This is a genomic window from Lutibacter oceani (assembly GCF_003384935.1).
In the GTDB taxonomy this organism is placed as follows: Bacteria; Bacteroidota; Bacteroidia; order Flavobacteriales; family Flavobacteriaceae; genus Lutibacter; species Lutibacter oceani.
In genome coordinates this window covers 249,143-262,802 of the sequence record NZ_QTTQ01000011.1, presented here as the reverse complement: position 1 = coordinate 262,802, position 13,660 = coordinate 249,143, and the positions used below count along the sequence as shown (strand labels likewise).

The window sequence follows — 13,660 nt, the reverse complement described above, 5'->3', positions numbered from 1 at the left end:
TTACTTTTGATAGATGTCTAATACATTTTTAACATTTTTGTGCTCTTCAAGTAGTGAGGTAGCTAATTCTTGATTGATATGAAGTTCATCCATTAACATAAGAATACCACGATTCACTAATTTTGTATTTGATAATTGCATATGAACCATTTTATTATCCTTCACTCTACCAAGTTTAATCATTACTGAGGTAGAAATCATATTTAAGACTAACTTTTGTGCGGTACCGGCTTTCATTCGAGTACTTCCAGTAACAAATTCAGGACCAACCACAATTTCAATAGGAAAATCTGCTACTTCTGCAACAGGGCTATTTTTATTACAAACAATGCACCCGGTAACAATATTATTCTCTTTAGCTTTTTTAAGACCTCCAATAACGTATGGAGTTGTTCCCGAGGCAGCAATGCCAACTAATACATCTTTATCTGAAATATGATAGTTTTGTAAATCTTTCCAAGCTAACGTGGTATCATCTTCAGCATTTTCTACAGCCTTTCTAAGGGCAGAATCACCACCTGCAATTAATCCTATTACCCAATTATCTGAAACACCGTATGTTGGAGGGCATTCAGAAGCGTCTAAAACACCTAATCTTCCGCTTGTTCCTGCTCCAATATAAAATAATCTTCCTCCATTTTTCATTTTAGTGTGTATACTATTTACTAGTTTTTCTATGGAAGGAATTACTTTTTCTATGGCATTTGGAACTGTTTTATCTTCATTATTTATATTTTTGAGTAATTCTGTAGTACTCATTTTTTCTAAGTTATTGTAATTTGAAGCTTGTTCTGTTGTTGGTTTATTTTTCATTTTTTTTGGTTACAATAATTAAACATACAATGGTTAAAAGTGCATTTACTAATATATTCATAAAACCTAAATCAAAAGAGAATTTTGTTAAGAATAGATGGTTTAAATAGTAAGTAAGTAATGGTGTAAGAACACAAATAAATGGTACAGCTGTGTCTTTTATTTTTATTTTTGTAAAAATGCCAAATAAATAGAGTCCTAATAGAGGACCATAAGTATAGCCTGCTACTTTAAAAATGGTTGAAATTACATTTCCTTTACTTTCAGAAAATAACATAATAATTGTAAAAATAACCATTGAAAAACCTAATAATACCAAGTTTTTTAATCGTTTTTTTTCTTTTGAATTTTTATGTTGAATGTCTAAAAAGTCATGTGTAAATGATGTAGTTAAGGCCGTTAATGATGAGTCTACACTTGAAAATGAGGCAGCAGTTATTCCCAAAATAAAGCTAACACTTGCAATAATTCCAAAATGATTAAGAGATAGCATTGGAAATAAGTCATCTGTATTAATAAACTTTCCATTTAAAGTTTCTAGTTGAATGCCAAATTTTTCAGCATATAAATAAAGCATCACACCTAATCCTAAAAAAAGAAATTGAGTTACAGCTAAAATTAAACTGAAAGTTAAAATGTTATTTTTAGCTTCTTTTTTATTTTTACAAGTAAGGGTTTTTTGCATCATATTTTGATCCAATCCGATCATAGCAACAGCAATTAAAAATCCTGAAATAAATTGTTTATAAAAATTGCTTCCAGAATTAAAATCCCAATCAAAAACTTTAAAATATTTATGGTTGGTAACAGCAGTAATGGTTTCAGTAAAATCTAAATTTAAAGAACTTTTTACAACATATATAGAAACAATAGCTGCTAAAAGTAAAAAAAATGTTTGTAGCGTATCTGTCCACACAATGGTTTTAATTCCAGATTTATGCGTGTAAAACCAAATAAGAATTAATATTATAATTACAGTAACATAAAATGGAATGTTGAATGCATCAAATACTGCGAATTGTAAAATTTTTGCAGCAAGCAGTAAACGAAGTGCAGCTCCGAATGATTGTGATATTAAAAAAAACAACGATCCGGTTTTATATGTTTTAGTGCCAAACCTAGTTTCAAGATAGGTATAGATAGAAATTAGTTTTAAATCGTAGTAAATTGGCAAAAGCACATATGTTATAAAAACATAACCCACTACATTTCCAAAGACAAATTGTAAATAATAAAAATAATTGGTACCAACCATTCCAGGTATAGATACAAATGTAACTCCAGACATTACAGCTCCAATCATTCCAAAAGCAACAACTTGCCAAGGAGATTTTCTGTCACCTGTATAGAAAGAAGCGTCACTTGAGTTTTTTGAAGTAATATGAGAGATTAGCATTAATAGTCCAAAGTAGGAAGTAATGATAATTAAAATTAGTATTGGGCTCATAAATTTATTTTAGATAGGAATTTTAAGTTTATTATTTTTATTTTAAAAACTAAAAATAATAAACTTATACCTTATAGGTACTTAAGTTTAAAAAATTAACTAATATGAATAAACGAGGTTGACAAATTTCTTTGAAACCCCGTTTATTATCATATTAAAACAAAATTCAATTAAATACTTGGGTCTGCTGGAGTATTTGGGTTATTTTCCCTTTCTATTGTTGGATAAGGATAAAAATTCCTATTTCTTTCATTAGTAGTATTTGCAGCAGAAGGAACAGCAAAATTAGGATGAAATCTTTTACTATCTTCAAATCTCATTCCAGTTAAAAATAGTTCGATACATCTATTTTTATAAATTTCTTCTAAAATATCATTTTGATTAGTTTCATCTCCAGTCCATGCAGGAAGGTTAGCATTAACACTAAGTGGATCATCATTTTTTTGCCTTACCAAATTTAACTGTATAACCGCATTACTCAATTGAGTTTGTCTAGCGTATGCTTCTGCTTTGTTTAGTAGCATTTCACCATGAAGGTAAATTGGAATTGAAGATGTGCTAGTGCCAAAAAATCCAAGCATTTCACTTAGGGCTTGTCCACCTGCATCTAAATTAGCAAAACCTGCATCAGCTCCTAAATAGAAATCGACACGGCCATCACCAGCTTCAGGAACATATGCTCCTAGTAAACCAAAATTAGTTTGAGGATTTAAGTCGGCAGAATTTACTGTTCTATTCCAAATAGGGTTTTGGTTGTTTGCATCATAAACCCACATTGAATTTGTTGTGTCACTATTATTTAATACAGCATTAGCAGCATTAATTGACTCAGTATAATTACCTGCTAATAAGTAATATCTTGAAAGAAATGCATTTACTGTTTTTTGTAAGTTCATTTCTGACCATAAAACAGTAGATTTAAATTCATCTGACATAGGTGTTGAAGTTAATACATCATTCGCTTCTTCTAACAAACTAATACAACTAGCTAATACGGTTGTTCTGTCACTAAATTGAGCTGCTCCATCTGCAGAATTATTGATTGGGGCTTGTTCAAACATTTGAATAAGAGAACCCAAGCACATTGCTTTAAATAAATTACCATATGCTAAAAGGCCACTTCTTGTACCTCCAGAAAGTTCAACTGAATTTGCTCCATCAATTAATGATTCAGCCATTCCTTTAGCTCTCATAAGATTTACCCAAGGATTTGTTATACCTCCACTTTCGCCAGGTAATTCAGCTCCACCTTTAGCTAATTCATTAATATTTAAAAAGGTATTGGTTACCCCTAATTCTCTTGTCGTAATTCCTGGTGCTTCAATTACTTGTCTTAATGCTATAACTGAATAGTACTGTCTAATTCCTGTTGCTAATGCAAACAGTCCTTCCTTTGTACCTAATACAACATCTTCAGTAGGGTTGTTTAGATTTTCAAAGTCAGTTTCGCACGCAGTAAATAAACCACTGCTAATAAGCAAAACACTTATAATTGTATATATTTTTATGTTTTTCATTTTATTATGTTTTTATTTTAATACTTAAAAAGTAGCTACTACACCAAATTTAATTACGCTAGGTATTGGAACAAGCCCCATAATACCTCCTCTAGCTCCATTACTTTGCCCATCCATGTTTACTTCTGGGTCATAGCCTGAGAAATTATCTATTGAAAATAAATTACGTCCAGTTATAGAAAATTTAACACTATTAATTCCTTTCAAAGGATCTTTTAATAAATAGGAAGTTGATAACTCTCTAAGTTTAATATAAGATCCATCTTCAATATAAGATTCTGCAATGCCAAACTTAGCTGCTCCAGTTCCTCTAACACTTTCTCCACTTAATTCACTTGCAGTTGCTGGTCCGCCTCCAAATCTATAGAACATACGTGTATCCCAACTTAAAACATCTACACCTTGCACGGCGTCAAACTGCATTCTAAAAGAAAAGTTCTTGTATTTAAATTCATTTGTTAAAGAAGCAATAAAATCAGGATTTGGATTTCCTATTACTTTACTTAGGGATGATCCAGTAGGTTGACCCGATGCATCTCTTTCTGGAACAGGATTTCCGTTAGCATCATAAGAACCTTTTTCTCTTTGAGGTAGCCCTCCATCTGTTAAAAGTAAGCTTCCGTCAGCATTTCTTGCATAATATCCTTGATAAAATACTCCTAAGGGTTGTCCATTCTTTGCAACTGAAAATCCAAAGTTTCCAATTCCAAATTGTTCACCCTCAATGTCATTTACTTCATTTTTGTTTGAAGAGTAAGTACCAGTAATTGACCAGCTAAAATCAGTTGTTTGAATAGGGGTAGCTGTAATTAATGCTTCAAAACCTTTGTTAGTCATTGTTCCAATGTTTTCCACTCTTGAACCAAAACCTGTTGAAGGAGATAATGTTCTTGCTAATAAAAGGTCTTCAATGTCTTGTTTGTAATAAGTAAGTTCTAAACCAAGTTTGTTATCAAATAACCCCAAGTCAATACCAAATTCTAACTCGGTTTGTCTTTCTGGTTTTAAATCGGCATTTCCAAGTCTTGTAGGTGCAATTAAACCTGAAGTTCCATCAATACTTATAGCTGAATAATTTGATAATCTATCAAAAGGTCCAATAGCTGTTAAGTTTCCGGCTTGACCCCAAGCGGCTCTTATTTTAAAGCTATTAATTGAACTTCCAAAGCTGTTTTCCCAAAAATTTTCTTCGGAAACTAAATAAGACATACTTGCTTTAGGGTAAAATTGATTTCTTTCATCTTTACCAAATACTGAAGATCCATCCAGTCTGATTGCTCCAGTAACAAAAAGTTTATCATTAAAACCAAATGTTTGTTGTAGAAAACCTCCCCAGAATGTTCTTTCACTTCTACTTTCGTCAGTAGAAATTGAGGCAGCTCCATCTGTAGTTTTTACTCCTAATGCCAATCCAGTTGCTGAAATAGAACGTAATAATGTTTTATCTGATTGCCAAGAAAATCCAGTTGTTGTTGTAGATTTTATGTTATCATTTAGATCCTTATCAAAAGAAGCATTCAAATCACTATTTAATTGTTTTGTGCTTATAGTATTTGTTTTTGCACTACCTAATGCAATAGTATTAGTTCCAATTGGTATATATGAATTACCAATAGATTCAGAATTATCATAACCAAGAATATAATTTACTTTAAGTCCATCAGTAGGTTTTAAACTAAGCTGAAAATCACTAATAGTTCTATTGTTCTCTTGAGTAAAATCAAAAGTTTCAATGTATTCCAAAATATTAGGATAAAAAGTCATATTTGGATAATTACCATCTGCATCAGCACTAGGATCTATTGTGTTATTTGTAAATAGTATTGTTGGTAAAATACCAGCAACATAACCTCCATTAGGTTGGTCATTACTTTTGCTTGTTGAGAAATATGTACCAAAAGAAGCAGAAGCCCAATCGTTAATTGTTTGGTTAATTCTTATTCTACCACCTTGCCTTTGATAATCGGTACTTTTAAGAATTCCATCATTTTGTAAATATGAAAATGAAGCAAAGTAATTTGTTTTTTCTTTTCCACCTGACATAGAAACGTAGTTATCTGTTCCTGTTGAGTTTTGAAACACCATATCTTGGTAGTCATATCTTGTTGCAGGTACTGTAGTGCCATCTGCTCCCCAATCTAAAGGAACCTGATTAAAATCGCGTTTCTTTCTTAGAGAATTAAAATTTACACTACTTGAAACTGTTATTACAGGTTCTCCAGATTGCCCTTTTTTAGTAAAAATTTGAACAACACCATTACTTGCTCTAGATCCGTAAATGGCTGCTGCTGCAGCACCTTTAATTACCTCAATTCTATCAATGTCTTGTGGGCTAATATCTGATAATCTATTTTGAACAACACTTGTTGTTCCTAAAATATCAGTAGAGTTGTTGTTGACAATTACTCCATCAATAATATATAACGGGTCAGAGCTACCATTTACTGTACTAGCACTTCTTAATCGAACACTAATACCACCTGCTGGATCTCCAGAATTCTGAGTTACTTGAATACCTGCTAACTTTCCAGAAAGACCTCCAGTAATATCTACAGATGCTGATTCGGTAATTGCTAAACCTTTAATGCTAGAAATAGTATTACCTAATTGTTTTTTTACTGTTAATGCTCCTGCACCAGTAATAACTACTTCATCTAAACCTAGAATATCTAAATTCATAACAACATTATTAACTACTTCAGATTCAGACCCCAAAGAAATTTGTATTTCTTTAGTTACTAATCCTAGTGATCTAAAAACAAGTGTGTAGCTACCTGCGTTTAGGTTAGCAGTTAATAAATAATTACCGTCGAAATCAGAAATTTCCCCCATATTGGTGTTTTTTATTTGTACACTAACACCAGGAGCGGGTTCACCAATATTATCTGTTACATTACCTTTTAATGTATACGTGGTTGTTTGCGCTTGAAGGGTAAACCCCAACATCATAAGTGCAAATACACTACTCATAAATCGAAATCTCTTAAAAAAAGAGAGGTTTTCATTTGTTTTGTTCATAAAAATGGATTTAAAATAATAATTTAGAACTCAAAAGTAGTATTTATTTTTATACTTCGTTAATAAATTGTTAAAAAAATGCAAAATTTAACATTTAAAAACGCATAAAAATGCATAAAAATATTTTTATTTGAGTTGTTTAAAGAATTTCAACTCCTTTTTCTTTGTAGGGAATAAATATTTGATTGTTAGGATCAAGGTCTGTAATAATGGTATTAATTTGATTTAATGGTGTAACAGAGTACCTTTTAATTTCATTAATTTTATTGTTAGTGCATAATACAATAACCTTATTACTAGCTTCAATCATACATTTTTTAATATGAGAAACTTCCCAGTTGGGTTCTGTCATTCCATTTAATACATTAATTCCTCCTGTTCCCATAAAGCATAAGTCTGCTCTTAATTGAGAAATTGAAGAAACAACATCAAGTCCAACAGTTACTTGAGCAGGTTTATTTAGTTTGCCTCCAATAAAAATTATTTCAATTGATGGGTGTTCTGTTAATTGAAGTGCAATAGGAAGGCTATACGTGTAAATGGTTGCATTTACATCTGAAGGAATAATTTTTGCTAACTGTAAATTAGTAGTGCTACCACTCATTATAATAACTTGTCCATCCTTAATTAGGTTAACGGCTTTTTTAGCAATGCTGTTTTTTTCTTTTAAACTATAGAATTTTCTTTCTTCATAGGATGGAGCTTTTGTATCTATTGGTAGTGCGCCTCCATGAACTTTTTTAATTAGTTTTTTTGATGATAAATCATTAAGATCTCTTCTGATAGTATCTTCAGAAACATTTAGTTCGATGCTTAGGTCAGATGATAAAACCTTTCTGTTTAATTTGATTTTATCAAGTATGTGGTTTTGTCTTTCTTCTTTAAGCATTTTCTTCTTTTTTTAATATTATGCGATTTGTAAATATGTAACTTAATTTACACTATTGCGCAAATTTAAGTTTTTATGAGTTATATATGAAAGAAATATGCGACTTTTCTTTTTAGGGTTGTTAATTCAGAACTGTTTTAACTGATATTTCTGAAGTATTTTATCTTTTTAAAAAGATAAAAATCATAAAAATGCATAAAACGGCAAAATATTATGCTGTTTTAAGTGTTTTGTTGTACTTTTGCATACGTAATTCTAAACTTTTTAAATGAAAACTAATTTATACCAAAACGCAAAAAGCATTTCTTATGAAGAATCTGGAAAATTTGAAGAAACTAGATTTGAAAAAAAGCACAATGTTATTTTTTCGAACTCTAAAGAGGGATCAATTAAAGTAGCAAGAGAAATTGCAGATTTAATTATTAGTAAAAAGACAAAAGGAAAGTTATGTGTTTTGGGTTTAGCAACTGGTTCTTCTCCCGTAAAAGTTTATGAAGAGCTTGTGAGAATGCATAAAGAAGAAGGATTAAGCTTTAAAAATGTTGTGACTTTTAATTTAGATGAATATTACCCAATGACTAAAGAAAATATTCAAAGTTACTACTACTTTATGCATCAGCATTTGTTTGATCATATAGATATATTACCTGAAAATATTAACATACCAGATGGAACAGTGTCTGTTGATGATTTACATCAATATTGTATAGATTATGAAAATGCAATAGATCAAAAAGGTGGTATTGATTTACAATTGTTAGGTATTGGTAGAACAGGGCATATTGGTTTTAATGAGCCTGGTTCACATTTTAATTCAGAAACTAGAAGTATAATTTTAGATTCTATAACTAGGTTTGATGCAGCACCATCTTTTTTAGGAATTGAAAATGTTCCCAAAAAAGCAATAACAATGGGAATTAAAACGGTTAGAAAAGCCAAAAGAATTATTCTGTTAGCTTGGGGGCAAAACAAGTCTTCAATTATTAAAAGTACAATTGAAGGCGAAATTTCATCAAAAGTTCCTGCCACTTATTTGCAGAGGCATAATAGCACTACTTTTATTTTGGATATTGAAGCTGCATCCGAATTAACAAGAATTAAAACACCCTGGTTGGTTGGTCCATGTGTTTGGGATCAAAAGTTAAGTAGTAAAGCTATAATTTGGTTGAGTCAAAAGACTGGAAAATCAATTTTAAAATTAATTGATAAAGATTATAATGACAATGGAATGTCTAGCTTATTAGCAGAAGAAGGATCGTCTTATAATTTAAACATTAAAATGTTTAATAAAGTGCAACATACAATAACAGGTTGGCCAGGAGGTAAGCCTAATGCTGATGATACTTCAAGACCTGAAAGAGCAAATCCAGCTAAAAAAAGAGTGCTAATTTTTAGTCCACATCCTGATGATGATGTGATTTCTATGGGAGGTACTTTTGATAGATTAGTTGAGCAGGGTCATGAGGTACATATTGCTTATCAAACCTCTGGAAACATTGCAGTTTCTGACCATGAAGCACTTAAATTTGCGGAAGTAACAAAAGGGATGCGCTGCAATAATGATAATGGTTTAATGAAGAAAATTATTGATGATATTGTGTGTAAAAAGGATAATGCTATTGATAGTGTTGATGTTAGAAAATTGAAAGCGATGATTCGTCAGTGTGAATCTTTGGCGGCAACTCGATATTTAGGTGTTTTAGATGAAAATGTGCATTTTTTGAATTTACCATTTTATGAAACGGGAAGTATTAAGAAAAACCCAATGGGAGAAGATGATATTCAAATAATGTGTAAAATTATTGAAGAAATTAAACCACATCAAATTTATGCAGCTGGAGATTTAGCTGATCCACATGGTACACATAGAGTTTGTTTAGATGTGTTATTTGAAGCTTTAAAAATTTTAAAACCAAAGTTTTTTATGAAGGATTGCTGGTTGTGGTTGTACAGAGGAGCTTGGCAAGAATGGGATATTGATGAAATTGATATGGCGGTTCCTATGAGTCCAGATCAGGTATTAAAAAAGAGGAAGGCAATATTCTTTCATCAATCTCAAAAAGATGGTGTTATGTTTCAAGGAAACGATATAAGAGAGTTTTGGATGCGTGCTGAAGATAGAAATAATAAAACCGCGTTAAAATATAAAGAATTAGGACTCGCTGATTATGCTGCTATGGAAGCATTTGTTAAGTGGGATTATTAAAAAAGTAATTTAAATAGTGGAGACGCCGGGAATCGAACCCGGGTCCAAACAAGCAACCAAAGTAGTTTCTACATGCTTAGTTTTCGTTTGGTTTTAGATTTTAAGCTGACCGAAAACCGCCCACTTAAAACTTAGCTTCTTAAGTTTCAAAATACCAACGAAACAATGGTATTTCTATGTTAACTTTTACGATGCCCCTAAATTGACCGCCGCTAACCAAGGCTTTCAGGGGGCATTTAGCTTGCACACCTAGTGTGCCGAGGCTTATCCTACTGTAATTCGGATTAAGCAGCTAAAGCGTAGTTATCTTCGCCGTTTAAAATGTTGAAATTGAGATTTACGAGTGCTATTTCATAACTCGACATGCTTCCAGTTTAATTGACCTTGCAGTCAAAACCAGTCGTCCCCAATAAATCAAAGAACTAAATCTTTTTAAAGAAGGCAAATGTATAAAAAATCCATTAGATTAATTATTTGTTTGTTCCTTTAATTCATAATATCTTAGACACAAATTTTATACCAAATTATATAATGAAAATAGGAATCATTAAAGAACGTAAAAATCCACCAGACAGAAGAGTAGTTTTATCTCCAAAAGAATGTAAGCGATTGTTAAAAAAATATGAAAATCTTTCTATTAAAGTTGAAAGTTCTGATAATCGTTTTTTTACAAATGAAGATTATAAAATAGAAGGGATTGAAGTTGTAGATAATGTTTCTGATTGCGATGTTTTATTAGGTGTAAAAGAAGTGCCCATTGAATATTTAATTCCAAATAAAAAGTATTTTTTCTTTTCGCATACCATTAAAAAACAACCTTATAATCGAAAATTATTACAAGCTATTTTAGCTAAAAATATTGAATTATACGACCACGAAGTTATTGTAAATGAAAAAGGACAACGATTGGTTGCTTTTGGAAGATATGCTGGAATTGTTGGGGCATATAACGGTTTTAGAACTTACGGATTAAAATTTAACCTATTTAAATTACCTAAAGCTGAAGAGCTTCACGATCAATTAATGTTAATTCACGAACTTCAAAAAATTAAACTACCAGCTATAAAAGTACTTTTAACAGGAAAAGGTAGAGTGGGTAATGGAGCTAAAGAAATGCTTAAAGGTATGGTTATGAAAAAAGTGACAATAAATGAATTTTTAACTAAAACTTTTGAAGAACCAGTTTACGTGCAAATTGATGTTTTAGATTATAATTCTAGAAAAGATGGACAGCTAAAGGATCAGAATGATTTTTTTATAAACCCAACAGAATATAAAAGCAATTTTTTAAGATTTGCCAAAGTGGCAGATTTATTTATTGCAGGTCATTTTTATGGAGATGGTGCACCATACCTTTTTACAAGAGATGATGCAAAATCAAAAGAGTTTCATATTAAAGTTGTTGCAGATATAAGTTGCGATATTGATGGGCCTGTTGCTTCAACAATTAGATCTTCAACAATTGCAGATCCAATTTATGGATACAATCCTTTAACGGAACAAGAAGTTGACTTTAAAGATAAAAATGCAATTGCTGTAATGGCTGTAGACAATTTGCCTTGCGAATTACCAAAAGATGCTTCAGAAGGATTTGGAGAAAGTTTTTCAAAAAATGTGATTCCAGCATTTTTTAATAATGATGAAAATGGGGTTCTTTTAAGGGCAAGGATGACACAAAATGGAAAATTAACAGAGCGTTTTAGCTATTTACAAAACTATGTTGATGGAAAATAACCAACAACATGCATTGGAAAAGCTTGCAAATACAAAGATGCCTTATGGCAAACATAAAGGTACTTTTTTAATTGATTTACCCGAGCATTATATTGTTTGGTATAACAATAAAGGTTTTCCAAAAGGTAAAACAGGAGATATGCTTCGTTTAGTTTATGAAATTAAATTAAATGGTTTAGAGGATTTAGTTAGGAGATTAAGAACTAGTTAATTTTTCAAAAATTAAAACTGTTAAAATTCCCAAACAATATGCAACTAAATCTAACCAACTGAATGAGGTACCCATAACTATTTTAATAATATTATTTTGAATATTTAAAATACGTGTGATATTAATAAGTTGTAATATTTCAATAAAAAATGAAATTATTAAAACCATAAAAGCAGTATAAAATGGTTTTAAAAGTAAAAAACTTCTAAAAAAATAATAAATCATTATTACAACTAAATAATCACCAAATAAGCCACGTATTAAAGGATGTTTACAATAGATTGCAATTAATAGTTCTAAAATTAAAAGTACTTTAAAAAATATAAAATTACGATAATTAAATGTGAACATTCTAAAATATATAAATTGGATTTACGCAATAATAAAAAATGAAATTTTAAAAAGAAGAACCTATTTTTAGGTTCTTCTTTTTTATAAATTCCAATCAATTTTTCTTGAAGCATACATTATTATTGCCAGTATTGCAAATAAACCTATACTGCCAACTATTAAAGCATAATTTTCTAATTGTATAATAACATAAATAAAGGTGTATAAAGCAATAAGTGAAACTCCTATAAACAAAGGAAATTTAAACGTTTTTAAAATGGATTTTGAGTATAAAACTATTAACGTTATTACCGAAATACCTGCAATTAAATAGGCTTTTAAAAAATTACTGTGTTCTGAAATCGAAATAAGTAAGGTGTAAAACATGGTAAGAGCCAAACCAATCATTAAATATTGAAATGGATGAATAGGAATTTTACTAATACTTTGTATTAAAAAGAAAACTAAAAAGGTAAGTGCAATTACTAAAAAACCATACTTTGCTGAGCGCTCACTTTTTTGGTATTCATCAACAGGAATCATAAAATTTACACCAAAAGCATATTCATTTAAATTAGGTAAAATTTTAAAATATTCTTGTGAAAAAGGTCTATTTATATGTAGTACTTTCCATGTAGCATTAAAACCATTTTCTGTAATTTTATCTGAATTTAATGGAAGAAATTCTCCAATAAAATTGGCTGTTTTCCAGTTAGATGTAACATTTAAATCGGTCTCTTTTCCAATAGGAATTATGGTAAACTGTTTACTTCCACTAATATTTAAATTTATTGAAAAGCTTTGTTTTATTTCTGAAAAAAGGTCTTCTGTTTTTAAATAATTAGTTTCTAATTTATGAAGCCCTAATTGTTTAGGATATACATTTATATCTTGCGGTTCGTATTTAGGAACAAAATTATAGTTGTGGTTGTTTAGGTTAATTTCAACCTGGTTATTTATTCCTTTTAAGTTAGTAGTTTTAATAATAATGGTTGCTTTTTCCCATAGCACATCTTTATCAGATGTTTCAATACTAGTAAAATCAGGTTTATGGTAACTTCCACTTATTTTTATGGAACTTTTATAAACGGATGTTTTATAAATTCCCCGTTGTTTTACTTCAGGGTTTATTTCGCTTTTAATATATAACTCTTCTGGAAAAAAGTAAGCATAATTAATGTGCTCAATAGTTTCTTTGGTTACTTTTTTTGTTTCATTGGAACTTAATAATTTTTTTGTATAGGTTTTATAAGGAATCTTTAAAATGGGGCCATATATTACAACTTCATTTCCCCATTTTTGATTTATTTCATTTACAACCGATTCTTGCCTTAAAGATCTTTCTTTAATTAGTGATTGTATATAGGATAGCGGAATAATAAGTATAATTATTAAAATTCCTACCATCAACATTCTTGCAGTAATTGATGTTTTAAGCCAGTTTCCAATTTTGTTTTTTTGTGTTTCCATAATTTATATTTAAAAGTACTTTGAA

At 30.2% G+C, this 13,660-nt stretch carries 10 protein-coding genes and 1 other RNA gene; 3 read left to right on the top strand and 8 right to left on the bottom strand.

Annotated features, from left to right (window positions below):
• From murQ to BX611_RS10440, 5 genes are all read right to left on the bottom strand, one after another.
• Positions 1–813, bottom strand: coding sequence for an N-acetylmuramic acid 6-phosphate etherase (gene murQ / locus BX611_RS10460; RefSeq protein WP_115880964.1), 813 nt, complete (start codon positions 811–813; stop codon positions 1–3).
• Positions 803–2,260, bottom strand: coding sequence for a sodium:solute symporter (locus BX611_RS10455; protein ID WP_115880962.1), 1,458 nt, complete (start codon positions 2,258–2,260; stop codon positions 803–805). Before BX611_RS10455 ends, murQ begins: the two co-directional genes overlap by 11 nt.
• A gap of 170 nt (positions 2,261–2,430) precedes the next feature.
• Entirely contained in the window at positions 2,431–3,777 is a 1,347-nt protein-coding gene (locus BX611_RS10450; protein ID WP_115880960.1) for a RagB/SusD family nutrient uptake outer membrane protein, read from the bottom strand.
• 24 nt (positions 3,778–3,801) lie between these two features.
• Positions 3,802–6,795 carry a SusC/RagA family TonB-linked outer membrane protein gene (locus BX611_RS10445; protein ID WP_115880958.1) on the bottom strand — a complete coding sequence of 998 codons (2,994 nt, stop codon included), beginning with the start codon at positions 6,793–6,795 and terminating at the stop codon, positions 3,802–3,804.
• Between the two features lie 139 nt (positions 6,796–6,934).
• On the bottom strand, positions 6,935–7,684 hold the full coding sequence (locus BX611_RS10440) for a DeoR/GlpR family DNA-binding transcription regulator (RefSeq protein WP_115880956.1): 750 nt from the start codon (positions 7,682–7,684) through the stop codon (positions 6,935–6,937).
• Positions 7,685–7,952: 268 nt separating this feature from the next.
• On the opposite strand from BX611_RS10440, the gene nagB reads away from it, so the two are divergent.
• Positions 7,953–9,890, top strand: a complete 1,938-nt coding sequence (gene nagB, locus BX611_RS10435; RefSeq protein WP_115880954.1) for a glucosamine-6-phosphate deaminase — start codon at positions 7,953–7,955, stop codon at positions 9,888–9,890.
• Positions 9,891–9,904: 14 nt separating this feature from the next.
• Here the strand turns inward: nagB and ssrA are convergent.
• Positions 9,905–10,298, bottom strand: a transfer-messenger RNA (tmRNA) gene (gene ssrA, locus BX611_RS10430).
• Between the two features lie 123 nt (positions 10,299–10,421).
• Here ssrA and BX611_RS10425 point away from each other — a divergent pair.
• Together BX611_RS10425 and BX611_RS10420 are read left to right on the top strand one after the other, a co-directional pair.
• The gene (locus tag BX611_RS10425) at positions 10,422–11,624 is read left to right on the top strand and encodes an NAD(P)-dependent oxidoreductase (RefSeq protein ID WP_115880952.1); all 1,203 of its coding nucleotides are present in this window, start codon (positions 10,422–10,424) and stop codon (positions 11,622–11,624) included.
• Positions 11,614–11,835, top strand: coding sequence for a DUF3820 family protein (locus tag BX611_RS10420; protein WP_115880949.1), 222 nt, complete (start codon positions 11,614–11,616; stop codon positions 11,833–11,835). Before BX611_RS10425 ends, BX611_RS10420 begins: the two co-directional genes overlap by 11 nt.
• Here BX611_RS10420 and BX611_RS10415 read toward each other — a convergent pair.
• Complete coding sequence (locus BX611_RS10415) at positions 11,821–12,186, bottom strand: ribosomal maturation YjgA family protein (RefSeq protein ID WP_115880947.1); 366 nt, start codon at positions 12,184–12,186, stop codon at positions 11,821–11,823. The two genes, BX611_RS10420 and BX611_RS10415, sit on opposite strands and share 15 nt — an antisense overlap.
• 81 nt (positions 12,187–12,267) lie before the next feature.
• Positions 12,268–13,635: a cell envelope integrity protein CreD gene (gene creD, locus BX611_RS10410; RefSeq protein WP_115880944.1), complete on the bottom strand. Its 1,368-nt coding sequence runs from the start codon at positions 13,633–13,635 to the stop codon at positions 12,268–12,270.
• Positions 13,636–13,660: the final 25 nt, after the last annotated feature.

What these genes read in the sequence shown, in the direction of transcription:
- murQ (WP_115880964.1), bottom strand. Translation starts at nt 813, where the DNA reads ATGAAAAATAAACCAACAACAGAACAAGCTTCAAATTACAATAACTTA.
- BX611_RS10455 (WP_115880962.1), bottom strand. Translation starts at nt 2,260, where the DNA reads ATGAGCCCAATACTAATTTTAATTATCATTACTTCCTACTTTGGACTA.
- BX611_RS10450 (WP_115880960.1), bottom strand. Translation starts at nt 3,777, where the DNA reads ATGAAAAACATAAAAATATATACAATTATAAGTGTTTTGCTTATTAGC.
- BX611_RS10445 (WP_115880958.1), bottom strand. Translation starts at nt 6,795, where the DNA reads ATGAACAAAACAAATGAAAACCTCTCTTTTTTTAAGAGATTTCGATTT.
- BX611_RS10440 (WP_115880956.1), bottom strand. Translation starts at nt 7,684, where the DNA reads ATGCTTAAAGAAGAAAGACAAAACCACATACTTGATAAAATCAAATTA.
- nagB (WP_115880954.1), top strand. Translation starts at nt 7,953, where the DNA reads ATGAAAACTAATTTATACCAAAACGCAAAAAGCATTTCTTATGAAGAA.
- BX611_RS10425 (WP_115880952.1), top strand. Translation starts at nt 10,422, where the DNA reads ATGAAAATAGGAATCATTAAAGAACGTAAAAATCCACCAGACAGAAGA.
- BX611_RS10420 (WP_115880949.1), top strand. Translation starts at nt 11,614, where the DNA reads ATGGAAAATAACCAACAACATGCATTGGAAAAGCTTGCAAATACAAAG.
- BX611_RS10415 (WP_115880947.1), bottom strand. Translation starts at nt 12,186, where the DNA reads ATGTTCACATTTAATTATCGTAATTTTATATTTTTTAAAGTACTTTTA.
- creD (WP_115880944.1), bottom strand. Translation starts at nt 13,635, where the DNA reads ATGGAAACACAAAAAAACAAAATTGGAAACTGGCTTAAAACATCAATT.